This is a genomic window from Bacillus sp. FJAT-26390 (assembly GCF_001682865.1).
Lineage (GTDB): Bacteria > Bacillota > Bacilli > Paenibacillales > Paenibacillaceae > Pristimantibacillus.
In genome coordinates, this window is the sequence record NZ_MAQX01000011.1 from 665707 (window position 1) to 690379 (window position 24673).

22 protein-coding genes are annotated in these 24673 nt (G+C 37.7%); 3 read left to right on the forward strand and 19 right to left on the reverse strand.

Going from position 1 to position 24673, the window contains the following annotated elements; genetic code table 11:
• Window positions 1-2 precede the first annotated feature (2 nt).
• The 15 genes from rfbD to A7975_RS14765 form a co-directional block, all read right to left on the reverse strand.
• Window positions 3-851, reverse strand: coding sequence for a dTDP-4-dehydrorhamnose reductase (gene rfbD, locus A7975_RS14695; protein ID WP_483295920.1), 849 nt, complete (start codon window positions 849-851; stop codon window positions 3-5).
• A gap of 1 nt (window position 852) precedes the next feature.
• On the reverse strand, window positions 853-1875 hold the full coding sequence (gene rfbB, locus A7975_RS14700; protein ID WP_053372208.1) for a dTDP-glucose 4,6-dehydratase: 1023 nt from the start codon (window positions 1873-1875) through the stop codon (window positions 853-855).
• Window positions 1876-1965: 90 nt separating this feature from the next.
• Entirely contained in the window at window positions 1966-2373 is a 408-nt protein-coding gene (locus A7975_RS35430) for a GtrA family protein (protein WP_082198198.1), read from the reverse strand.
• Window positions 2336-2902 carry an acyltransferase gene (locus A7975_RS14710; RefSeq protein WP_065385567.1) on the reverse strand — a complete coding sequence of 189 codons (567 nt, stop codon included), beginning with the start codon at window positions 2900-2902 and terminating at the stop codon, window positions 2336-2338. Before A7975_RS14710 ends, A7975_RS35430 begins: the two co-directional genes overlap by 38 nt.
• A complete protein-coding gene (locus tag A7975_RS14715) occupies window positions 2899-3843 on the reverse strand; it encodes a glycosyltransferase family 2 protein (RefSeq protein WP_065385568.1) in 945 nt (314 codons plus the stop codon). Before A7975_RS14715 ends, A7975_RS14710 begins: the two co-directional genes overlap by 4 nt.
• Window positions 3833-4924, reverse strand: a complete 1092-nt coding sequence (locus tag A7975_RS14720) for a DegT/DnrJ/EryC1/StrS family aminotransferase (RefSeq protein WP_065385569.1) — start codon at window positions 4922-4924, stop codon at window positions 3833-3835. The genes A7975_RS14715 and A7975_RS14720 overlap by 11 nt, the downstream gene beginning before the upstream one ends.
• 49 nt (window positions 4925-4973) lie before the next feature.
• A complete protein-coding gene (locus tag A7975_RS14725) occupies window positions 4974-6296 on the reverse strand; it encodes a hypothetical protein (RefSeq protein WP_065385570.1) in 1323 nt (440 codons plus the stop codon).
• A complete protein-coding gene (locus A7975_RS14730) occupies window positions 6281-6718 on the reverse strand; it encodes a sugar 3,4-ketoisomerase (protein ID WP_255314290.1) in 438 nt (145 codons plus the stop codon). Before A7975_RS14730 ends, A7975_RS14725 begins: the two co-directional genes overlap by 16 nt.
• Before the next feature lie 2 nt (window positions 6719-6720).
• Window positions 6721-7593 (reverse strand): glucose-1-phosphate thymidylyltransferase RfbA, encoded by an 873-nt coding sequence (gene rfbA, locus A7975_RS14735; protein ID WP_065385572.1) that lies wholly within the window; start codon window positions 7591-7593, stop codon window positions 6721-6723.
• 50 nt (window positions 7594-7643) lie between these two features.
• The gene (rfbC, locus tag A7975_RS14740; RefSeq protein ID WP_065385573.1) at window positions 7644-8201 is read right to left on the reverse strand and encodes a dTDP-4-dehydrorhamnose 3,5-epimerase; all 558 of its coding nucleotides are present in this window, start codon (window positions 8199-8201) and stop codon (window positions 7644-7646) included.
• A gap of 3 nt (window positions 8202-8204) precedes the next feature.
• Window positions 8205-10916 (reverse strand): YfhO family protein, encoded by a 2712-nt coding sequence (locus A7975_RS14745; protein WP_065385574.1) that lies wholly within the window; start codon window positions 10914-10916, stop codon window positions 8205-8207.
• A gap of 18 nt (window positions 10917-10934) precedes the next feature.
• On the reverse strand, window positions 10935-12749 hold the full coding sequence (locus tag A7975_RS14750; protein ID WP_065385575.1) for a glycosyltransferase family 2 protein: 1815 nt from the start codon (window positions 12747-12749) through the stop codon (window positions 10935-10937).
• Complete coding sequence (locus A7975_RS14755; protein WP_065385576.1) at window positions 12746-14206, reverse strand: class I SAM-dependent methyltransferase; 1461 nt, start codon at window positions 14204-14206, stop codon at window positions 12746-12748. Before A7975_RS14755 ends, A7975_RS14750 begins: the two co-directional genes overlap by 4 nt.
• A gap of 8 nt (window positions 14207-14214) precedes the next feature.
• Window positions 14215-15420, reverse strand: coding sequence for an ABC transporter ATP-binding protein (locus tag A7975_RS14760; protein WP_065385577.1), 1206 nt, complete (start codon window positions 15418-15420; stop codon window positions 14215-14217).
• Window positions 15410-16222, reverse strand: a complete 813-nt coding sequence (locus tag A7975_RS14765) for an ABC transporter permease (protein WP_141680302.1) — start codon at window positions 16220-16222, stop codon at window positions 15410-15412. Before A7975_RS14765 ends, A7975_RS14760 begins: the two co-directional genes overlap by 11 nt.
• Window positions 16223-16566: 344 nt before the next feature.
• On the opposite strand from A7975_RS14765, the gene A7975_RS14770 reads away from it, so the two are divergent.
• The 3 genes from A7975_RS14770 to A7975_RS14780 all read left to right on the forward strand — a co-directional run bounded on the left by A7975_RS14770 (window position 16567) and on the right by A7975_RS14780 (window position 20471).
• Window positions 16567-18828 carry an O-antigen ligase family protein gene (locus A7975_RS14770; protein ID WP_065385579.1) on the forward strand — a complete coding sequence of 754 codons (2262 nt, stop codon included), beginning with the start codon at window positions 16567-16569 and terminating at the stop codon, window positions 18826-18828.
• A gap of 177 nt (window positions 18829-19005) precedes the next feature.
• A complete protein-coding gene (locus A7975_RS14775) occupies window positions 19006-20019 on the forward strand; it encodes a M23 family metallopeptidase (protein ID WP_082198200.1) in 1014 nt (337 codons plus the stop codon).
• 5 nt (window positions 20020-20024) lie between these two features.
• Window positions 20025-20471 carry a bactofilin family protein gene (locus tag A7975_RS14780; RefSeq protein WP_053372222.1) on the forward strand — a complete coding sequence of 149 codons (447 nt, stop codon included), beginning with the start codon at window positions 20025-20027 and terminating at the stop codon, window positions 20469-20471.
• 84 nt (window positions 20472-20555) lie between these two features.
• Here A7975_RS14780 and A7975_RS14785 read toward each other — a convergent pair whose 3' ends face one another.
• From A7975_RS14785 to A7975_RS14805, 4 genes are all read right to left on the reverse strand, one after another.
• A complete protein-coding gene (locus A7975_RS14785) occupies window positions 20556-21350 on the reverse strand; it encodes an ABC transporter permease (protein ID WP_065385580.1) in 795 nt (264 codons plus the stop codon).
• A complete protein-coding gene (locus A7975_RS14790) occupies window positions 21343-22263 on the reverse strand; it encodes an ABC transporter ATP-binding protein (protein WP_053372224.1) in 921 nt (306 codons plus the stop codon). Before A7975_RS14790 ends, A7975_RS14785 begins: the two co-directional genes overlap by 8 nt.
• A gap of 532 nt (window positions 22264-22795) precedes the next feature.
• On the reverse strand, window positions 22796-24178 hold the full coding sequence (locus A7975_RS14800; RefSeq protein ID WP_065385581.1) for a sugar phosphate nucleotidyltransferase: 1383 nt from the start codon (window positions 24176-24178) through the stop codon (window positions 22796-22798).
• Window positions 24179-24231: 53 nt separating this feature from the next.
• Window positions 24232-24672, reverse strand: coding sequence for a PilZ domain-containing protein (locus A7975_RS14805; protein WP_053372227.1), 441 nt, complete (start codon window positions 24670-24672; stop codon window positions 24232-24234).
• Window position 24673: the final 1 nt, after the last annotated feature.

The window sequence follows — 24673 nt, forward strand, 5'->3', positions numbered from 1 at the left end:
TATCACTCACTGTCTTTGAGATAGTGGTTTAGCGCTTCCCGCCAAGGTCTCAGCACATTTAGCCCATTGCTGCGAATCGCGCTGTGGTCCATAACCGAGTAAGCAGGTCTAGGTGCTGGCCTTGGAAAGTCAGCCGTTGTGCATGGCTCAACTAAAATATTGATAGAGCTATCTTCGAATATCGCTTTGGCAAAATCATACCATGAGCAGACTCCGCTGTTGGATGCGTGGTAGATCCCGTAGTAATCGGTATGCACGAGCTCTAATAAAAATGCGGCCAGATCATGCGTATAAGTTGGCGATCCGATCTGATCCGCCACTACTTTGAGCTGATCGCGTTCGCCGGCCATCTTCAGCATTGTCTTCACAAAGTTATTTCCATATTTACCGTATACCCATGAAGTACGCACAATGTAGAAGCGGTCATGCAGCGTCTGCACAGCTTGCTCGCCAGCAAGCTTTGACTTGCCATAAACCGTTTGAGGATTCGTCGGGTCGTATTCATTGTAAGGCGCGGTGCCAGTTCCATCAAATACATAGTCCGTGCTGATATAACAAAGCTTAGCGCCAACCTCACGCGCCGCAACCGCTACGTTGCGAGTCGCCGCTGCATTCACACGAAAAGCCTCGTCCGGCTCGGACTCGGCTTTATCTACAGCAGTATAAGCAGCGCAGTGTATAACGACATCAGGGCGATGAAGCGTAAATAGATTACGGCAGGCAGGCAAGCTTGTAATATCCAGTTCCTCACGGCCAAATCCGATAATGTCAGCCGTATCCGTCGCCCACAATGCCAATTCACGCCCAAGCTGCCCGCTCGCGCCTGTAATGACGATTTTTATTTTAGCCATGTTATTCGCCCGCCTCCAGGCGCTCCTTGTACTGCGTCTCGTAATATTGCTGATAGGTGCCGGAAGCAACCTGCTCCATCCATTCCGCGTTGCTCAAATACCAACGAATCGTTTCCTTAATTCCGTCCTCGTAGTTGAACTTCGGCTGCCAGCCCAGTTCATTGCGGATTTTGTCCGCATCGATCGCATAACGGCGGTCATGGCCTAGACGATCTTTGACATAAGAGATAAGCGACTCGGGTTTCCCAAGCTCTTCGAGAATCGTGCGTACAACCTGCAGATTGTTCCGCTCATTCCGTCCGCCCACATTATATACTTCGCCATTGCGGCCCTTGTGAAGAACGAGATCAATCGCGCTGCAATGGTCCTCCACGTACAGCCAGTCGCGCACATTCAGACCATCTCCGTATACAGGCAGCGGCTTATCCTGTAGAGCATTCTGAATCATCAACGGAATCAGCTTCTCCGGGAACTGATAGGGACCATAGTTGTTGGAGCAGCGCGTAATGTTGACATTGAGGCCAAATGTTTCGTGATACGCTCTGACTAGCAGATCCGCCCCAGCTTTGCTTGCCGAATACGGACTATTTGGCGTAATAGGCGTCTCCTCTGTGAAGAGTCCTGTCTCGCCTAGCGTCCCATATACCTCATCCGTAGACACCTGAACAAATTTCGTTACATTGTATTGCTTCGTAAGGTCGAGGAGCGTCTGCGTGCCCAAAATGTTCGTCTGCACAAAAATTTCCGGAAACAAAATGCTGCGATCCACATGTGATTCCGCCGCAAAATTGATGACTGCATCGATGCCTTGTTGAAACAATGGCTCGAGTTCGCTGCGTTTGGCAATATCCGCCTTCACGAAAGTATAACTCGGATGCTGCTCGATCGCGCGCAGGTTTTCAAGGTTGCCTGCGTAGGTCAATGCATCCACATTAATGATTTCATAGTCTGGATAGTTTTTGATCATATAGAGAACGAAGTTGCTCCCAATAAAACCGGCACCGCCGGTAACTAGTAGTTTCACGAGTCTAACTCACCCTTCATATACAAAGTTGATATGAGCATTGATAGAAAATTGTGTGTTTGCACTATATATTTGCGTAGAAAAGCTTAATTAATTACGCTTTTTCAAGATATATCTGGTCAAAATAAATGTAATCGGAAAAGTAATTGCAATTGAAATTAATAAAGCTATCTTTTCGTTCATATTTATTGTATCTACTAAAATAAATACAAGCAATAAATTAATTAAATATTGAACAACATAGATAATCGGGAATTTAATTATCCTTTTTATTGAGATTGGTTGTTTAAATACAAGAAATGTATTTAATAAATAAGAAATTATTATCCCCAAAAAATACGAAATGGTATATGCAATTGAGTAGGGAAAATATAAAAGTAAAATTAAATACAGAACATATGTAAATCCGGTATTTAATATTCCTACTATAATAAAGCGAATTATTTCTCCAAAATTAACTTTAGTTTTCATTAATACCAACTTCACTAAAACTACCATTAACTATTTCATATTTTTTCTTACATTTATCACATTGCATAGCATTATTTATTTTTTGACCACAAGTGCATACATATCCCCTCATTCTGGCAGGATTACCATACCATAAAGTGTAATCAGGTATATGATTTGTTATTACTGAGCCCGCCCCAACCATCGCGTACTTTCCTATACTATTTCCAGCAATAATTGTTGAATTAGCACCAATCGAAGCAAATTCTTTGACCACAGTTTGAATAAATTCAGTAGGATATTGTTTGGAACGTGGATTTAAATCATTCGTAAATGTAACATTAGGCCCGATAAATACATTATCATTTATTCTTACTCCGTCCCAAATATATACACCTGACTTAATCGTCACATTATCTCCTATAATTACATCATTCTCAATAAAAGTGTGATCATTTATATTACAATTCTTCCCTATAACTGCTCCACCAAGAATATGAGCAAAAGCCCATATTCTTGTATCATCGCCTATTTGTTCTGTCTCAACCAATGACTGCTCATGCTTAAAATAATTCATTTATTCACCTCATTATAAATTTCATCAATAATGTATGCGGGACGTTTACGACTCTCATCAAGTATTCGCCACAGATACTCCCCAATTATTCCAAGCATAACCATAATTAATCCTAATAAAAATGTAATTAAGGCAATAATTGTTGACCAACCTTGAAGAGCGATGGTCCCAAACACTGCATTATACACTACGAATAATCCATACAAAAAGCTCAATAACGCAGTAAATATTCCTACTGAGGACATAAGTCGAATTGGTGTATATGAGAAACTTACAAATGAATCAATTACCAGTTTAATTTTTTTGCTTAAGGTCCATCTTGATTTACCAAGGACTCTTTCCTGTCTAACATATGCAATAGATTCCTGCGAATAACCGAGCCAATATATTAAACTCATAATATTTGTGTTTTTTTCATTTATTAAATTTAATTCTCCTACAACTTGATTATCTAATAATACAAAATCAAACCCACCGTTAGGGTAATCCTTTAACGCGAAACGTCTCATTAAAAAGTAATAGGAATTTGAAAATAGTCGTTGTGAAAAAGATTCCTCTCTCCCCTTACGAGTTGCTAATATAACCTTATTTCCAGATTCCCAGCTTCTTATCATATCAGCAAAAAGTTCTGGCGGATCCTGTAAGTCTGCTGATATTATCCCCACGCAATCTCCTGTTGCATAACGAAGGCCAGCTTGAATTGCTGACATCGAACCAAAGTTTTTACTTAATTTTAAAACTTTAATTCTAGAGTCTTCTTTTGCAGCAGCAATTAATAATTCCAAAGACTTATCTTTAGAGCCATCATCAACGAAAATAAATTCCATTTCATATTCAGATATTAAATCCTGTAGTTTTTTCAATCTTGGAATAGTATACGGTATATTAAGTTCGTTATAATATATCGGTACAACTATACTGAATCGCTTTTTAGTACTCATTCAAAGCCTCCATAACTACCTCTGCATCTTCTAAATTCATTACAGGACTAATCGGTAAACTTAAAACTTCATCATGTATCTTCTCTGAAACTGCGTAACTTAAATCTGTCCATTCCCTGTAAGCCATTTGTTTATGTGCTGGTATTGGATAATGTATCATTGTTTGTATTCCTTTTTCTAATAAGTACGATTGCAATTGATCACGATTATCCGTTCTAATGACAAACAGGTGCCATACATGAGACAATGAATCACGATTGTTAATTTCAGGTAATATCAACTTACTATTGTAAATATTATCAAGGTAAAACTTTGCGATATTTCGTCTGATTTGATTATCTTCGTCAAGATATTTTAGTTTTACTTTTAAAATAGCTGCTTGCAGTTCATCTAATCGGCTGTTTACACCTTTATACAAATTTTCATATTTTCGATGTGAACCATAATTACGAAGAGCTTTAAGTTTGAGATATAATGTTTCGTCATTTAGAGTTATTGCCCCTCCATCACCCAGAGCACCGAGGTTCTTGCCAGGATAAAAGCTAAATGCTGCTGCATCTCCTAAATTACCCACTCGTTTACCCTCATATATTGCTCCATGTGCTTGAGCACAATCCTCAATTATCTTCAAATTGTAATTTTCAGCCAACTCCTGTATAGATGACATATTGCAAGCTTGTCCATACAAATGAACAACCATTATTGCTTTTGTTTTCGAATTAATCTTTTCTTCTATTCGATCCGGGTCTATGTTAAAACTTAATAAATCGGGCTCAACTAATATTGGAACTGCTCCATTTGCTGATATTGCTAATATTGTAGCAATGTATGTATTGGATGGAACGATAACTTCGTCACCTTCACCAATCCCATATGCTTTTAATATTAAAATAAGAGCATCTAAACCATTGGCTACCCCTAAACAATATTTTGTTCCACAATAATCTGCAAATTCTTGTTCAAATTCTTCAACTTCCTTACCAAGTATATACCATCCGGAATGCAGAAAACGTGCCATGCTTTGAGATATTTCTTCCTCATGCCTCATATTAATTTGTTTAAGATCAAGAAATGGAATCATCGACTTCTCCTTTTATAACATTAGGATTTATATAAATAAATTAAGCTATTCAATCAAACCAAGAAATTCTACCTGTTTGCATATCAATGAAATAACTGAAATAAAATGATATACATATAAATACCAATAATGAAGAAAAAATATAAAGTGTCTTCTTCTTATTCTTAATATTTTCTAGTATATATTGGACCCCAAAACCTGAAAATAATAAAAGAATTAAATATATTGGGTATCCAAATCTTGATTCTATTGCAGTGGTTGCTATGAATAGAGTATAGCCAATTGCAGAGAATAATAAAGAAATAGTCATAAATGTCCATTTTCTATGTAACTTTATCCATAGTATGCCTAGACCAATTATGAACCACTGAGTATATAATAAAATGGATGGAAATATTCTAGAGGATACCGATAAATCTCTGATGTATGTATCTACATATCCCCAATCAATAACACCAAAAATATGAGAAACAAAAACCGCAAGAAAAACTATAAAATTGGTGCTCATTAGCTTCATCATACTTATATTACTATCCATAGCCCAAGGAGTAATATATCTCAGTGCTGGGTGCTCACCATCAATTACCACTGTACTATATTTTAAATGCTGAGTAGCCCATACTGATTGTTGCTCAAGGAGGTTTAAATGTATTAATGGTGTGAAATGATTAAATTTTGTTATGTTCATATAAAGTTGAGGAAGAAAAACAAGCAATAATAGTAGTCCTACAAAAGTAAATTTTGCAGGTTTAAAGTCTTTAACATAAATAAATCTATATAATCCTATAAGAAAGAAAAGCAACATAAAAATTGCACTCGAAGGTCTAATTAGTACTGCACAATACAGAAGACTAGAAACTACAATACCATTTGTAAATTTATTTAAATCTGATGTTAATAGATACAATAATGATATTATAAGTAAACATGTTGCTAATACATCCGTTAGAAATAACGTTGTAGATTGTATTAAATAAGGATTCAGCATACCTAAAGCAAAAACAGTGAAATATACTATTTTATTACTGTGATATTTATATGATGCCTTTGCTATCATAGCAATTGTTATTACATAGATAACATATTGAAACACACTAAATATTATCTTAACAGTCACACTTTGACCATCCGTGAAAATATAAAATATTGAAATAAGTAATGGATATAAATAAGTTCTTAAATCATCTGCAATATTAAATAATCCATTGCTTAGAATATTTTTTCCAATCTCGAAATACCTTATCTCATCATAATAGCTAGCAACACTATTCTGAGAAACAAAATAACTAAATTGCAACAATGAAATAAATAATATTATTAACAATAAGCTATATTCTCTTTTTGAAAAATTTATTTTTATGTTGCCTGACACGAAGAGTATACCTCCTTAAATAATTTATAATCTCGGATATAATCTTCAGGATCATAATGATGCGATGCTAGCACTAATAGTACACAATCCGGTGTGAAATCATACATTTCATGCCAGTCATTTGGCTCCAGCAGCAAAACTTTTTGAGGTGTATCTAATATAACTTCTTGCTTTCTTTGCAAATTATCTAAATAAACTTTACAAGAGCCAGCAACAGAGATTAATGCTTGTCTTGTTTTGTAGTGACCATGAAAGCCGCGTCTCACTTCATTTTGAGTATTATATATGTAAAATACCCTCTTAATTTCAAAAGGAATTGTTAGATTTTCTTCAATTACTGTTAGCAAGCCTCTTTCGTCACCCAAAACATTTACTTCAATTACTCTACTTTTATTATCAACAAATAATTCTTTATTTTTCACAACTAGTCCCCCCATTCAGCTAATTCCAACAAGTATTTTCCATATTCATTCTTCGCTAAAGCTTCACCAAGCTTTATTAATTGTTCCTTACTGATATAACCTTTTAAATATGCTATCTCTTCAATACACGCTACTTTGAAACCTTGTCGCTTCTCTATTGTTTCTATAAAGTGTGATGCCTGCATTAAAGATTCATGAGTACCTGTATCCAGCCATGCGAAACCCCTTCCTAATAATTCTACGTTTAATCTTCCTTGTTCTAAATAAACCGAATTAATATCAGTAATTTCTAATTCGCCTCTAGATGAAGGTTTTATTTTTTTAGCGATATCAATAACAGTATTATCATAAAAATACAATCCTGTTACAGCATAATTTGATTTAGGTATATAGGGTTTTTCCTCAATTGATATTGCTTTTAACTCTTTATTAAATTCAACCACACCATAGCGTTGCGGGTCCTTAACTTGATAACCAAATACTGTGGCGCCTGATTTACGTAGAACTACTTTGGATAACATTTCCGAAAAGCCTTGCCCATAAAAGATATTGTCGCCTAAAATCAACGCAACATTATCTTTTCCAATGAAACTCTCACCAATTATGAATGCTTGAGCAAGTCCATCTGGTGAAGATTGTATGGCATAACTAATAGAGATTCCCAGATCTTCTCCACTGCCAAGCAATTGAGCAAATCGGTGTGTATCCTCAGGAGTTGAAATTATTAAGATCTCTTTTATACCAGCAAGCATTAACACCGATAATGGATAATATATCATCGGTTTGTCATAAATAGGAAGTAATTGTTTTGATACCGCTTTGGTTAAAGGGTACAATCTTGTACCGCTACCACCAGCTAAAATAATTCCTTTCACAGAAACACCTACCTAAATCTAGTTTTAAAAACTATTCTTTTCAATCCTTTTTATCCCTGATAAATAAAATTTATATCAGCATCCGCAAGGAAAGGATGTTTGTTATCTTTAGCTGATGTTATTGGATTTGATATTGGCCAATCAATAGCCAGAACAGGATCATTCCATGCAATACCACGATCGTGTTCTGCTGAATAGAATGCATTTACTTTATAAAGCACTTCACTATTCTTTACCACCGTACAAAATCCATGAGCAAATCCTTGCGGAACCAAAAGTTGTCTCTTATTTTCAGAGCTTAGGATAAAGCCCTCCCATTGACCAAATGTTGGTGAACCTACTCGAATGTCTACAACCACATCATAAATCACACCAGCAGTAACTCTTATTAATTTTGTTTGAGCCTCAGGGTTAAGTTGATAATGAAGACCTCGAATAACACCAGCTTCTACCGATAAAGAATGATTATCTTGTACAAATGAATATGATATACCCAACTCACTTGCTTTTTGCTCATTATAGCTTTCCATAAAAAATCCTCTGTTGTCACAATATACCGTTGGTTCCAAAAGTACTACTCCAGATAATTTCGTCTCAATTTTCTTCAAATATCACACCTCATCTCTTTTACTAGTAATTAATAATGTCACTTTTTTAAAATACACTCTTGATCTAAGTATGCCGATTATTACTAATGCAAATAAAGAACATATTGCCCCTACTTTAAACATTGGTGGGACATAATTCAACTCTACAGTATGATTTCCTTTTTCCAAAGGAATCCCTATAAACCCATTGTTTATTTCAACTATTTTTTGTTTAACCCCATCCACCTTAGAATTCCACCCCTTATCATAGGGAATGCTAAAAAACAACATTTTAGGTGAGTCTGCTAGTACTGTTCCTTTAATTCTGTTATTTCCAATTGAAGTTGCTATAAAGTTATTAGCACTAAATTTGTCTATATCTGGTTTATTGTAGACAATGGGTCTAACTTTTAATTCCAAGTTATCTATTTCGTTAGTAAGTTCATCTTCTAGAAATAAAATATTCAAAGATTTTAGATTGTGGACGATTCCTAATGAGATTTTTGAGCCATTATTCTCATTATTAACTATAAAACTTTTTGACTTTAATTCAGAATACTCTTCATTTTCAGATTTCCAATATATTTTCCCATTCGCCGCATTAGAATTTTTCATGTTTAATGTTACTGATATTTCTCCGGTCATAGAATTATTTAATTCAAGCTCAATAGACGAATCTTTAGAGGGTACATTGCTATTTGTTTTCTTAATTTGTGGAATAATAGTTTCCTCTGAAATAATCGGCAATTCATTAATATTCATTCTATTAAATTTTTCAACATCTAGTTTCTGATTTTCGTTGTCAATAATAAATCCTTTGTACATCGCATCTTCCTTTTGCATATTATCAAGCTTATCAAAATCATTCGCTTCAATATAACGATCATATGTATAGCCAAAAGGCAGCGCAAATTTGTTCCTAAATATATTTACTTCGTTTACTTCTTTAATGAATTCATATCCAAATGGTCCTTGTTTGTTATAAGTTAAATAATATTTATTATTTAATAAGGTCTCCAATTTCACTCTTTCATCCAACCCATAGACTAATGAAAAGTTACCACCAATGGTAACATTCATTTTTTGTAAAAACTGAATTGTTGATGGCTCAACTAGTGAATTGTATTCCTTAAATCCATTGAATCTCTGGATTAATGCGTCATTTAGAAATCTAGAATTGTATGACTTACTTATTCGATAGAACCCTGGATCCTCAGATTGAATATATCGGATTGCATCATTTGTCGAGTCAAAATATCCTTGTTTTCCAGAAATATATCCAGGATCTAATAACATACGATTATTTACGGAAGCATGAGACACACTAACAACCTCGATAAATAATAAGAAAGTAAGTATGGATATTAGTATATATTTATTCTTTTTATCTCTAGAAATTTGTATTAGACATAATATAATCATATAGAGTATACAAAAAATTAAAGACGTAAGAATTGATCTCGAAGCCATCGAAGATTGTTCTCCGCTCCAACCGAGTGAATTCCCACCTAATTTAAGAGCTATAAAACTAAATAAAATTACTCCTCCAAATGCTATAAACAAAGCTTTCATATTCAGTTTATAGATATTTTTAATCCAATTTTGTAACACATGCGCTAGAACAACTAAATTAAATATAATAATGCCGAATGTCCATCTATAGTCAACCTTACTAAATGCATTGAAGAATAAAGAGAAAAATGGAAGTAATAACATTGCCATTAACAAAAAATAAGTTATTCCATATATATATTTTTCTTTCCGAGATCCCTGAAAAAAGATTTGAGGGATTAATATAAGACAAATAACACCCGAATATATTATTGGTGATTCATAATAATTTATATAGCCATAAAATCCATTAGCAATTCCCATTGAATTATTACTAAATGCTCTCATAATTAAACTAATATAATACTGTAAGTCTGCTAATTGAAATAATTTAATATTCAACGAGCCACTAATACGAGGGCTACTCAAAACATAATATATTGTTGGTAAAAACATAAAGCCTGCTGCCATTATACCAAGGACATAAAATACAAACGTTTTTGAGAAGTGAGTGATGAATCCCTTAAATTTAAAATTATAAACTAACAAATATCTTGATACTCCATATATAAAAATAAATACGGTAAAAACGTAAAGAAAATAATAAGAATTAATAGCTAATAAAAATATTGATAAAGTAAATAATCCCCACTTCTTTTCTTTTAACAACTTCTCAAACCCTAGAAGTACTAATGGAGCAAAAACCATAACATTTACAAATTGATAATGCTGCCCCCACAAAACAATATAACCATTAAATGCATACAATAGTGTTGGGATAGTTGATGAAACAAAAGAAAAGTTTAAATAGCGTACATAACGAAAAAAGAAAATCGCAGCCAACAATATTTTAAAAACGGCCATTAAACCAAATGCATATGCTAATTTATTTAGTCCTACCAATAAAAAAAGATAAGAGAAAATATCTCCTATAAAAATTTGAGTTGAAAAATAATTAATTCCCATTCCCATATTATGAGACCAAAACGGAATTTCCCCTTGTTTAATTTTCAAGTTCAAATCATAAAGAAACGGCCAGTAGGAATCAAAGGTATCACTACCAGTATCATTGAAGATATACAACTTATTGAAGGTAATAAAATCCCAATAAACAAATATACATGCTACTACAATAATCCCAATTGTAATCAGAAATTTTTTTTCTCTGAGTTTCGAATATAACACTTAAGATCCTCCTGTACATTACCCCAATATTTTCCGAATGCGATTATAAATTTTGTTTTTCACTTTAAACAAAAATGTACCAAAAGACATTCCCTTGATATTGTAAACTACAGTTTGTGGTCTGCTCAGTATGTGATCAGCATCCTTAAACCAAGTACCTATTGGTAAATTTGTTTGTTTATCTACATACTTATTGCGAACAACTGTTAGATACTTATCAAATAATAATTGTCTTGAATGATGATGTTGAACTTCAGCAGGTACTCTATAAACGGATGTGACTTTATCCAAATAAATAAAATCATAATTCAAAGCGTATTTCAACCACAAATCCCAGTCTTCTAGAACTTCCAACTCAGGGTCGATACCTCCGAGTTCATTATATAATTCCTTTGAAAAAAGAACCGACTGAATTGGAAAGTAGTTATGATGCAGCAAAACTAGTCTATTAAATGGCTGTCTGTGCTGAACATTGTGAAATAGTTCCTCATAATTATAGGGGTCTTTTGAAATAACCTTAATTGGAGTTTCAAACGCATGAGCATATGCCGCTTTTTTATCCGGATTATTAACTAATTGCGTACATAAAACTTCAATATGATCCGCATATAATACATCATCATCATCTAAGAAATTCAAATATACTCCACTTGCTTTCTCCATAGCTATATTTCCCACTATGCAACGACCTACTTTATCCCCTGTAGCATGATATACAATGTTCAAATCATCAAATTCTTCCTCAATTAATGCTTTCGAAATAGCTGCGCCATCCTCAACTATGACTACTTCAATATTCGAATAGGTCTGGTTTCTTACACTTTGCAATGCTTCTCTCAACATTGCAGGTCTTCCACACGTACGAATTAATATAGAAACAAGTGGTGTTTTTTTAGGAAGTTGGTTAACATAAAATGCACCATCACGTATAATGTCATAATCCCAAAGGTGATATGACGGACTAAATGTAAGTTGTTTATTGTTTCTTTTCCAACTTCTGAATCGTTGACCTTCTGCTAAGCTATTGATAAGCTTTCTTAGAACAGTTTTTTTGTGACCATAAAATGGTACTTTATTAAAAAATAAACTGTAATAAAGAATATATCCTTTTATAATATCTCGAATACTTCCAAATTTATAACGCAACATTAAATTGTTATATGTACTATTATAAAATTGATTTGGCTTAACTTCACCAGCGCTTTCATATGTGTAGTGATGTATTATACTCTTTGGAACATATATTAACTGATATCCGTTTGCTCTAAATCGCCAACTGAGATCTACATCTTCTGCATACATAAATATTTTTTCATCAAACATGCCAATTTTAACAAAAACTTCTCGAAGAACCATACTTGCCGCTCCACTTGCCCACGAAAGTTCCATTGTAATCGGATTGTAATTTTTAGGGTGTTCATAAGGGAATTGCCTGCATTCCCATAAAGCTGTATGTTTGTTGCTGTTAATTGCATTACTCATAAGGACGTTTAATGCATTCTCTTCTACTTCCGTATCTACATTCAAAAACAAAACATATTTTTGTTCCGTTTTATTAACTCCATAATTATTCGCTGCTCCAAAACCAGTGTTAGTACTAAGAAAATGAAAATTATATCCTCCGAAGTAATGAGAATTGGTATAGTTTTCAATAATAGATTTAGTATGATCAGTCGAATTATTATCTACAAATGTAATATGAATCTTTTCAAGAGGGAATTTCCCTTTTACAAGACTCGACAAACAATTCTCTATCCATTTCTCTGAATTATACGTAACTATTATTATATCTAATGATTCTATGTTTTTTTCATGTTCATAATGTGAATTCATTTTCGACCTGCCACTCCTCTTAATACATCTTTTATCCAACGAAAAGGCTTTGTTAATTTCCAAGAACGAGAATTCAACAATTGGTGAATCATCTCTTGGGATTCTTTTAACTGTTGATTTAATAATTTAATATTGCTTTGAAATTGATTTATTGCCTCTTCTTTGTGAGTTAACTGAAATTGCAATTCTTTTTCCCGACTTACTAATTCGTTTGAGAATATAGTCAATACCTTATATTCATCTTGGAGATTCAACAATTCATTTTTATTTAATCTATTGTCATTTGTTAAATCACCAATGTGAGTAACAAGATTTGAGTATTCTTCTTGAACTTCTTTTTTTATGCTCATATTTACACTAAGTTGATACTCTTCTACAGTCCCTTCTAATTCAAAATTAAAGAGTAGCTGCGGATCATTTCCATTTGCATATAATATATATTTATTATAAAGTTGAATACTCTCAGCACCGTGAAGTATTTGAACACAATCCGCAATTTCAGTATTTGTCCAAAACTTGATAATTGAACCTTGTTGATTTAACAAAGTAATATGATCAATTTCAATTATAGATTTAAAATTAGTTGGATCCAATCTAAGTGGATATTTAAGGCTTGGACCTTCGATTTTAAAGTCATATGTATTAAAACCGAAATCATTAGAATTAACAGGAATTTTCAAAGATGATTCTTCAGTATAGTTCTTATCCTTAGCCCAAAATAACTGAGCGTACTCTGCTAAAATATACGAATTATTATCTTGTTCTTCTGTCTCCGAAACTTCTTCACTTACCTTACCGGAAACGGTTATAAATTGATAAACATGAGCATCTTTATTTTTTTTTAGGTAATTTCCAATTTCTTGAGGTACGCTTGAATAATCGCGTTGCAGTTCTGTATGTTCAGGTAAAATGTTAGCACTTTTCCATTTAATCGGTTGTAATCCAGCATCTTTAATTAGTTGTTTTACGCTTTCTCGAGTAAAGAACCTTATATGCGTGTTATCAAGTAGACCTAAAGGCCGATATTCAAATTTCCCATGTAATAATTCCATTATTACAGCTGAATGCCCTATGTTAGGAATAGAAGTTAAAATAGTGCCTCCTGGCTTTAAGAAAGAACTAGCTTCTCTCAAAACTGCTACAGGGTTCCTTAAGTGTTCTAAAACATCTGCAAAAACAATGTGGTCAAACAAAGTACCTGTAGGTATCTCTTTCATCCAAACTAGTGATTCAGCATCACAAACAATCATCTTCTCAACAAAAACTTCAGCAATTTTTGCTGCCTCAGCATCAATTTCGACACCGATTACTTTGCAGCCAAGCTCATGTTTAAGGTAGGCTGTCATATATCCTTTTGCCGGTCCAAATTCTAAAACAGTGGTCTTAGGCTGGATTTCTCTTAAAATTAGCGATAGCGAATTATCTGATAACATATCTATATTAAAATCATATTTCATGACATCTTCTACCTTTCAAAATCCCATTTATGATTAATAAAAGTTAGACCTTCTGCAAAATATAGGTTTGAGCTTACTCGGAAAGACTCGTATCTTGCTTTATAGTCTAACCTAACTAATCCAGAACTCTCAAAAAAACCGACATCAATAGAATATGTACCAGGCAATAGTTTTATTTGTTCATATTTTAAAATCAACTTATATTCCCCTGGTACTTCAGGCAATGGGTATTTATCTAGTTTTGTATTAAGTCCACAAATGTAGGTACCCTGCCTATCAAACAATGCGATACCGCCTACTATATTTTCCTGCTTCTTAAATTGTCTATATGAAAGCTCAACGAAAATATCCTCATCAAATTCAAACTCTTTCTTTATAATTCCTTCTTTGTTTTTAAACTCAACTTTATCAATAGAAATAACATGTGTTAAAGAATTATCTACTTGTTCGCTTTCATCATCTTTATTCTCCGAGTCTAAACCAAACTTCATAAAATCTTCGTAGTTTTTTGTTACGGTATTTGCATCACCACGTTGATGAATTTGACCATCAATCATCCATATTGCCTCATCACAAAAATTACGTATTGAGTATCCATCGTGACTGACAAATAATATTGTCTTGCCTTCATTTTTGAAAGTCTTCATTTTTTCAATACACTTTAACTGAAATTGCATGTCACCGACAGCCAGTGCTTCATCAACTATAAGAATATCCGGATTAACATGGATAGCACAGGAAAATGCCAGTCGCACAAACATGCCAGATGAATAAGTCTTTACAGGTTGATCTATGAATTCACCAATATCTGCAAACTGTTCAATTGACTCCATTCTATCTTTAATTTCAGTAGGACTAAATCCATTAATGGCGCCATTCATTATTACATTTTCTCTACCTGTAAATTCAGGATTGAAGCCGCTTCCTAATTCAAGCAATGCCGCGATTCTTCCGTTGATACTTACTTCTCCTTCTGTCGGTTGCAATGTCTGAGCTATTATTTGTAATAATGTACTTTTTCCCGATCCATTTTTCCCGATAATTCCAATAGTCTGACCCTTATGCAACGACATCGTTATATTCTTTAATGACCAAAATTCTCTGTACGTTTTCTTCCTTAAAATAGATTGTTTAAGTCGATCTATAGGTTTTTCATACATTTTAAATGATTTACTAACCCCTGTGAGTGAAATAATTGGTGAATCAGAGGACATCTGCAAAACCGCCTTTCGTTTTCTGAAACCATAAATAACCTAGCCATGACAAAAGCATGCCAATGAGAGTTCCTATAATTAACCATGTCCAATCTGGTGACTGGCCTAGTATAATGACTTTTCTCATATCTTCAACAACATAGCTTATTGGATTCAAGTAATAAAAAACTCGAAAGCTTTCTGGAATAATTGAAATAGGATAGAAAATAGGACTTAAAAACATAAGTGCTTGAACTGCCAATCCTAAAAATTGTCCAATATCACGGATGAAGACCCCTAACGAAGCAAAGAACCACCCTAATCCTAAAGTCATAAATAGTAATGGCAACAAAACTATAGGTACAAAGACTATAGTCCAATTAAAAACCCCCATCAATAAAATTAATCCTAGCGTCAAAATTGAAAGGCTTATTAAAAAATGCACTAGCGCAGCACCTAAAATAGTAATTGGTAGTATTTCTAGTGGAAATACTACTTTCTTCACATAGTTAGGATTGTTTATCACAACACTAGGCGAACGTGTAATTACATCAGAAAATAAATTAAAAGTAATTAATCCGCAGAATAAAATCAGTGCAAATTCCACTTGACTTTCGCCTACGCCGCTTCCCCATTTTGCTTTGAAAACGACACTAAAAAAATAAGTGTATATGACAAGCATCATTAATGGATTAATAAATGACCAAACTATTCCTAAATATGATCCCCTATACCTTCCTATTACTTCCCTCTTAATAAACTGATTAATTAAACTTTTTTGCCTCCATAATTTGCTGAGCATATAATCTTTTGAATTAATCATTAGCATACCTCGATCTGTCTATTTTTGTTTAATACGATTGTCTATTTAAATAGACGTTTAAATTTAAACTTCACCTATGTTTACTAATAATAACGATACTTCACCCTCGTTATCTTACCAAAGTTTCCAACACATTCATACATTTATATCCTTCCAAAACCAAAAGTTTTGTAGAATTCTCGCTTAAATTGTCTAAAGTCGACAAACCCATTTCCTACAAATTTGTAAACGTCATACATTTTTAATCTTTCCATTATAGTAATCTACTCCCCCATTTGTTAAAATACAAAATGAAGCAATATCTGTTGCATATATACATAACTATGGATGAGGAGTACTTACGAATGAGCGCACGAAACAAATCAAAAAGCAGTACGCAGCCCAAAGCCGCTGATCTATCGCTTTTGAGGTGGATTGGGACGATAGGACTTGCCCTATTTCTGGTTATTTTCCCATATGAAAAAGGATTATTCAATGGCTACGAGCTCAGCTTTGAAGGGCCAATTTATGGAGCCATCATCTTTGGATACATCCTGTTGATCGTAACGGCAGCTTACATGTTCCGCAGCACGCTGATGAACAGCTACCGAAGTATTTTGTCGATTGCCGTCATGGTGCTTCCGCTCATTTATTGGTTATCTTCCTTTCAAGCGGTATCCAGCTATTATGCAAAGTTTATGACTCTCGTTTTTTTCCTGCTTGCCGCTCTCTTTATATGCGGGCTTTATTTGGCAGAATCCAAGCTCTCTCGCAAAACGATTGAATATGCGCTTATGCTCTCCTCCTATTTAATTGTCATCTTTGGCTTATTCAATCTCTTTGGCCAAATGTACTATAGAGATGCCTTGTGGCTTGCGCATGATGGCTATCGCCTTGCATCTGTTTTTCAATATTCAAATACATATGCCGGCTTCCTAGCTGCTTTATTTTTTGTTAGTCTCTACTATGCCGTACACTGCATACGTCCTTCGGCACGGCTCATCCATGCTGCGATGCTTGTACCGATTTGGATTTCGTTCATGTTTACCTATTCTCGTGGCGCAATCGTAGTAATACCCGTTATGGTACTTCTTATTTTGCCGTTTCTACGCTTTACGAAACAAATCGCATACCTCGTATTTATGATATTGTCCGTAGTCGTCTCGATGGCTATATTGGGCAAGCTTACGAAGAATGCTGATGCGATTGCTACTCTTGTACAACCTACCGAAACGAAAGCACCAAGCACAATTTCATTGTTCAGCTCCCTGCCATTGCAAAACTGGGGACTACTGCTGCTTGGGATGGTCATTACTGCCGGCTTAATCTTGCTCTATCATACGAAGGCCAATGCTTTCCTTGAAGCAAAACTAACAAAACTCTCTGCTTACAAATGGTCATTTGCAGTTGTACCTGTAGTAGCTATCGTCCTTGCAGCCATTGCCGCAGGAAGCCTACTGGGCAGCAGTGCCATTCGCGGTTTGCTTCCAGATAAAATTGCCTCTCGCTTCGAAAATATTAATTTACAACAGCACAGCGTACTAGAACGATTGACGTTCTACAAGGATGGCCTTCACGTAGCCGAGGATTATCCGCTGCTTGGCGGAGGCGGCGGCGCTTGGCAGGCAATGTATGAGCAATATCAGAACAACCCTTATTGGAGCAGACAAGCACATAGCTTCTTCGTTCAATCGCTTGTAGAAACCGGCTGGATCGGATTAATCGCTCTGCTTGCTCTGCTTGCATTTGTATACAGCTTATATATCCGCTCTTTCATACGTTATCCCGAGCTGCGCGGCAGTCACTTTATCTTTTTTATTTTTTCATTAACACTGCTTATTCACAGCGCAATCGATTTCGATATGAGTTACTTGTTCATTAGCACACTTGTATTTATCTCTCTAGGCTGTATGATAGCACCTTATAGCAGTAAGCTAATTATTGAACGGTTAAAAGGAACGAAGGAACGCTCTTGGCAAAAGGTTGCTTACCCTGCGGTGCTTGCAGTGCTTTCCTTATTCCTGTTAGTCATAGCGATTCGAGAGAACAGCGGCGTTCAAAAATACCAAAAAGTATACGCATTAGCCGTTCAGCAGCAGACGCCTTTGGATCAACTTATGCCAATGCTGAATGAAACGATTAAAGTATCGCCTAAACATTCCACCTTCCTTCTAACGAAGGCTGAGTGGCTCGAGCAAGCATACAAACAAACGTCTGATTCAAACTACCTTGATGAAGCAATAAGCACGGTAAAACAAGGACGCGACTCAGATCCCTATAACCGCGGACTTCTCTTGGCACAATACCGCCTTCTTCAACAGAAGGGGCAATTCGAGGATTCGCTTGCTATCATTGATGAAGGCGTCAGCAAATTTCCTTGGGACATCAAACTTTATGAAGCTGCTGTAACCTCATATGCAAAAGCAAATCAGACCGCGCTTTCGGAACAAAAAGGGGATAAAGCCAAGGAATACGCGCAGCGCGTTACCGATCTCTCCAATGAAGTAAAAAGAAGAATCGAGCAGCTTGCTTCCTTGCCGCCTGAACAGCAGCAGGGCCGTTCCTTCGCTATCACACCAACTATGCAGGAAGCTATAGCTCAGACCGAGCTCGCAGCCGCGCAATAGATCCTTTCCTATCACTAGCATTACCAATGACTGTCCGCCCGCACCATTCGTGCATGGCGGGCGGTCTTTCTTCTTTCTAGCGCAAGTTTTATGGCATGTTTTAAGGCTTCCACGAATAAATAGCAATAGAACGTTCTGATCGATCAAGTCTTAAGCTCAGCCGGAAGGAGCAGGCTATTGAAACATACGCGGAAGCCAAAGTGGTCCTTTGTCGTGATGCGCGGCGCGGATAAAACCGTGAAGCAGTTTCACGTGTCAAAGCGATCTGTCTTAGCCGCGCCTACGGCCGCGGTTCTAGCGGTTACGGGCTGCATTGGAGGGCTCCAAATAAAGTCAGCCTATGAGCTGCATCATTTGGAGGAACAATTGTCCATGCAGGATGCAGAATTTTCCCAAACCGTAACCGAGAAAGACGAAGCAATCACCTCTTTGCAGCAAGAAATACTAGACCTATCGAGTCAAACGCTTGAGATGAAAGCAAAGCTCGATGAATTGCAGCAGCTCGAGCTCAAGCTGAAGCAGTTCATTGAGAACTATGGGAACAAAGCTGCTCCCTCATCTTACCTTGCGCCTAGCAAAACATCATCATCTTCCTCGCGAACGCTGCCTATTTTGTCCTCTATATCCAGCATTCACTCCACTAGCTTGCAAGAATCAAAAAAGTTCGCATTACTCGCACAAAACACCGGCTATGATCTCGCTTCACTTCATGGGATGGTCGATACGATGGAGGAGTCGCTTGCGCTCACGCTTGAGCTGGCGCAAACGACAAAATCCTCCGTGGATGCCTATCCCTCTACTTGGCCGACGCGCTCTAAGCTGCTGACATCCGGTTTTGGTTATCGGAGCGATCCGTTTACCGGGCGTTCCACGTTTCATGCTGGCATTGACATAACAGGCAAGCTTGGTGATCCCGTACTTAGCGCAGCAGACGGCACAGTATCCGAAATTGGCTTTAACAGCTCTTTAGGCCACTATATCGTTATCGATCATCTGGGAGGCCTTCAAAGCGCCTATATGCACTTAAAACAGATCGAAGCCAGTGAAGGCGATGAAATCGTCCGCGGAGAGAAAATCGGCTTATTGGGCTCAAGCGGAAGAAGCACAGGTCCGCATTTGCATTTTCAGATCATGCAGAAAAATGAACCAGTCAATCCTATTAAATTTCTGGCGCTCATAAAGGAGGACTAGAACTTATGTTTAAAGATAACAAGCGGCTTGCGGCAACCGATACGCTGATCGGTCAAGGAACGCTTAGCGAAGGCAAAATGAACTGCGAGGCCAGCCTGCGCATTGAAGGAGAGTACCGCGGCGATATTGAATGCAAAGCGGATGTCATCATCGGGGAGTGCGGCATTGCCAGGTCGAATATTACGGCAAGAGACGTTACGATAGCTGGCAAAGTTTTCGGCGATATCGTGACGAAAGGGCGCCTCATCATCACCTCCTCCGGCCATTTGACCGGTACGATTACGGCGAGCACGATCGTTATCCAAGACGGAGGCCGACTAAACGGCATGTGCCACATGGAGCAGGCCTTAGACAGCAAAAACCGTGCGCTGCAAGAATCCGATTCGCCTCAAATCCATGGCAAGGAAGCATCGCCTAAGGAGACAAAGGAGAAATCGAGACAAGCCGGCTAAGCTGCAAAAATAAAAAGCCGTTCAACTGCTGTCTTCCTTCCGAGGAAGGAGCAGCAGGAACGGCTTTTTTGCTAATTAAATGGCTTAGGTAGCAACGTCGCGCTTTTTGAAAATGTACCACGTTAATGCGATGAATATTACATAGTAGACAGCAAGCACGCTAAGCGAATAACCTAATGTCATGCCTTCTCGCATCGGGTTGCCATCCAAATATTGCGTTAGATTCAAGTGGATAAACAACAAGTAATCGATCCATTTGTATTTGAGCATCGCAATCAAACCGATAAAGCTGTTAACGCCAAGCAGAAGGAACAAAGCCATGCCGATCGCAAGTCCGCTGCTGCGGAACACGGTCGATAGCATAAAAGCAAGCGTAACCGTCACAACGAGCGAAATTAAGGTAAGCCCATAATACTTCAGCATGTATGTTAATGGATTTGAGCCTTCCTCGCCTACGAAGGTTGGCTTCAAATCTGGCGAAGCGTTGATGCCAAAACAGATCCAATTCACCAGTAATGTGCTTGCAAACAATAGGATGGCGAGCATAATAGCGAACAGCAGGATCGAAATATATTTGGACAGCAATATTTTCGAACGCGACCAAGGCCGGATCAGCAGCAGCTTAATCGTACCGCTCGTAAACTCCTCCGCAACTCCGCCAGCAGCAATGACTACCGTAAATATCGTGACAAGCAAAAATAAAATGGAAGACTCCATAAAACTGACATCCCACATCGAAGTATCTCTGCCGCCAAAAATCAGCCACATAATTGATATGGTCAGTACAAGGAGTATCATAATGCCCGTCATCACCCACGTACGGGGACGACTGTATATTTTCATGTTTTCGTTTTGAATAAGCGGCAAGAAATTACCCAATGCGTTCCCCTCCCGTTACTTCCAAAAATTGATCTTCAAGCGTTTTGACTTGTGACCGAATGCCATATACCTTTATGCCGGCTGAAACCAGCGATGCGTTAATCGCGGCCGTGCTTTCCTTATCGACTTCAACCGCCAGCGTATTCTCTCCCGCCAGCTCCCCTGCGAAACCAGCAGCCTGGATCACCTCGATAGCGCTTTGAGGACGATCAACTTCGATGACAACCCTCGTATTCGCCTTGGCAGCATGCTCGCCGCGTATCGTTCTAACATCGATCAACTTGCCGTTTTGAATAATGGCAACGCGGTCGCACATCAGCTCCATTTCGGACAATAGATGGCTCGATACAAATACCGCAATCCCTTCATCCTTCGAGAGCAAGCGCAAGTAATCACGAAGCTCGCGAATGCCTGCAGGATCCAATCCGTTAGTCGGCTCATCCAAAATGAGAAGCTGCGGTTTATGTAGGATGGCTTGCGCTACGCCCAGCCGCTGTCGCATGCCAAGCGAGTAGGTTTTCACCTTATCGCGAATTCGCCCTTCAAGGCCGACAAGCTTAACAACCTCATTAACACGATGCTCCGTAATGCCTGGAATCATACGGGCATAATGAATTAAATTGTCATATCCGCTTAAGTATTTGTACATCTCTGGGTTCTCTACAATAGCTCCAACATGGCGAATAGCTTTTTCAAAATTTTTCGTGATGCTATGTCCGCTAATCGTAATTTCGCCCTCGGTCAATGACATTAAGCCAACCATCATCCGAATGGTCGTCGTTTTGCCTGATCCGTTAGGACCAAGAAAGCCAAACACCTCGCCAAGAGGCAAATCAAGCGTCAACCGATCAATAATCGTTCTTTTGCCGATTTTTTTAGTTACATTTTGCAATCTAACAATAGGCTGCTCCATCTCTAAGCTCCTCCTCAAAAGATCCAAATCCTATTCATTATAAACGATTAAGGAAACAATTGGTAGTTTACAAAAAAATACACCTCCGCTCTACAGTTAGACTGTAGGGCAGAGGTTCTCGTTATCATTCGTTCGATAGGGTTGTATAACGTGTTCGGCAACTTTTGCGTCTGCTCGAAGGAACATTTTATAGTCATAGTTACTGGTCTTACCCGGCGATCCTACTATAGCATCCAGCTTATCCTGCTCCATGCTGCATGTTAAGCAATAACCCATTGGATGTACCACTCGGAAAAATCCTGTCCGAAACAAAATATCTGCATCAGGATTTGCTACCATCTCTCCGCAACTAACACAATAAAATCGGTCCTCTGAACATATCATCCGATAGATCGCTCCCTCTCTCTTTCGTAATGACTGTATCAACCTCTTCACATTAAGTACACAAGATACGTTAAATGGCAGATGTTCGATCATAACGTCGATTTGCAATCCATCTATAAAATTAAGAAATGCCTCTTACCCGCGTTTACTATGCCATATTTAATTGACTAGTAATCTCATCCCATGTAACGCCCAGCCTGATAACGTCATCTTCATTGATTTGCTGTCCTGTCTGCACCTCGATAAGCTCAACATCCGTAATCGCGCGCAGACTGTGTCTGGAGCGTTCCGGAATAACGATCGTATCACCTGGCGCAATGTGGCGGAACAGCTCATCGATAACAATCAGACCTTCTCCAGCTATAATCGTCCACACCTCTTTTCGTTTAAAATGCATCTGGTAGCTCAGATTTTGCCCTGCCGATATAAAAACTCGTTTCGTCACGCTATGTAAACCTGAAGCCATGACAGCTGAATCAATAACCCTCGAATGTCCCCATCGATGTTCCTCAAATTTTGGCCGCTCATTCATCGACCGCAGCTTCGCATTTAGTACGGAATCAGCATCCTTGCTTGTCACTAGAATACCGTCAGGGCTTGCGGCTACAAACACGTTGCTCAGGCCAATTATCGAGATCGGAATATCTAGTTCATTTATAAGCTGTGATTGCTCGCTGTCCGCCGACACTTCACCCAAGCCTAGTCGATCAAAGGATAGTTCCTCCGATAATGTTTTCCAAGTTCCCAAATCCTTCCATTCACCGTCATATCCAATGACCGATTTTGCATCTGTTTTTTGCGTAACTTCCACTTCAAAGCTTCCACGCGGTATTTTAGAATACTGCTTATATAGCTCATCATAATGAATAGGAAGACCGCGGTTCATAAGCATGGCAATCATAAAATCAAGCTGAAAGGCATAGATGCCGCTATTCCAAAATGCCCCGTCCGCAATAAGCGATTCCGCTTCCGCCTCATATGGCTTTTCCTTAAATCTGCGCACCTTACGCTCGCACATGCCCTCATCTTCTTGATAAGGACTTGTCTCAGGAACGATGTAGCCATATTGCTCGGACGGAAAGCTGGGCCTTGTCCCAACCATTAGCAGTTCTGCCCTGCTTTCCCTTGAAAGCTTAGGCAGCCCTCTTATGCATGAAAAGAAATCATTATCAACATATGCATCTACCGGCATAATAATGATCGTTTCGCTTAAAGACACTCCCGCGATGGAATACAAATAAGCAGCAGCGAGTGCCACTGCCGGAAAGGTATCTCGTTGCTCAGGCTCAATGATAAGCGGTGCTTCTAAACCTACTTGCCTCTGCAAAATCTCTACCTGTTCGCGGCAGGTCGCAATACGGGTATGCTCCTGTAAATCCGCTTCGTCTAGCTGACGCCACAAGCGCTGCAGCATCGATTCCATGCCGCCTCGCGGACCTTCCAATACCGGTAAATACTGCTTTGCTCGCTTACTATTCGATAAGGGCCATAATCTCTTCCCAGATCCGCCTGATAACAGTATGATTTTCAAAGCATGTCCCCCTTCAATCAAGCGCTTACCAATTTTTAAAAACCAAAAACAGGTTAGCCGCTGTAATGCATTCGTTTTGTATTTAAAAGCCTGCTGTATAAATAATGGATTTTCCGCTGCTGCGGCTGACTTTCCAGCAATTCTTGGTTCATCACGCCAATAATAAGTGAACGAAGCGTATTCGTGCATTCAAAAATGACGCCATGCGCAAATTGATTATCCGTCTTTGAATTCCATACGATTCGCCCGCGCACAATAATTTGTACGTTGGAAATCGTCATTTTAAACTCGACGAAATAATTATGTTGAATCGGTAGTTGCAAGCCTGATAGGAAGCATAAGCCGTTTGGGCTTAAGTTGAGCAGCAGCACCGTCGTCGTCGAGGGGGTCAACAGCTGTCCATCTTTACTTATAAGTCTAAGCTCTGCCTTAACGCCTTCTGTGAAGCGAAGCCTGATGTGGGCGCGCGAGAGATCGTTCGAATTCGTCGCCATA

Excerpts from the sequence above, each read along its gene's own strand:
- rfbD (WP_483295920.1), bottom strand. The coding sequence starts at position 851 with ATGGCTAAAATAAAAATCGTCATTACAGGCGCGAGCGGGCAGCTTGGG.
- A7975_RS35430 (WP_082198198.1), bottom strand. The coding sequence starts at position 2,373 with ATGGTAGTTTTAGTGAAGTTGGTATTAATGAAAACTAAAGTTAATTTT.
- A7975_RS14710 (WP_065385567.1), bottom strand. The coding sequence starts at position 2,902 with ATGAATTATTTTAAGCATGAGCAGTCATTGGTTGAGACAGAACAAATA.
- A7975_RS14715 (WP_065385568.1), bottom strand. The coding sequence starts at position 3,843 with ATGAGTACTAAAAAGCGATTCAGTATAGTTGTACCGATATATTATAAC.
- A7975_RS14720 (WP_065385569.1), bottom strand. The coding sequence starts at position 4,924 with ATGATTCCATTTCTTGATCTTAAACAAATTAATATGAGGCATGAGGAA.
- A7975_RS14750 (WP_065385575.1), bottom strand. The coding sequence starts at position 12,749 with ATGAATTCACATTATGAACATGAAAAAAACATAGAATCATTAGATATA.
- A7975_RS14755 (WP_065385576.1), bottom strand. The coding sequence starts at position 14,206 with ATGAAATATGATTTTAATATAGATATGTTATCAGATAATTCGCTATCG.
- A7975_RS14760 (WP_065385577.1), bottom strand. The coding sequence starts at position 15,420 with ATGTCCTCTGATTCACCAATTATTTCACTCACAGGGGTTAGTAAATCA.
- A7975_RS14765 (WP_141680302.1), bottom strand. The coding sequence starts at position 16,222 with ATGATTAATTCAAAAGATTATATGCTCAGCAAATTATGGAGGCAAAAA.
- A7975_RS14770 (WP_065385579.1), top strand. The coding sequence starts at position 16,567 with ATGAGCGCACGAAACAAATCAAAAAGCAGTACGCAGCCCAAAGCCGCT.
- A7975_RS14780 (WP_053372222.1), top strand. The coding sequence starts at position 20,025 with ATGTTTAAAGATAACAAGCGGCTTGCGGCAACCGATACGCTGATCGGT.
- A7975_RS14790 (WP_053372224.1), bottom strand. The coding sequence starts at position 22,263 with ATGGAGCAGCCTATTGTTAGATTGCAAAATGTAACTAAAAAAATCGGC.
- A7975_RS14805 (WP_053372227.1), bottom strand. The coding sequence starts at position 24,672 with ATGGCGACGAATTCGAACGATCTCTCGCGCGCCCACATCAGGCTTCGC.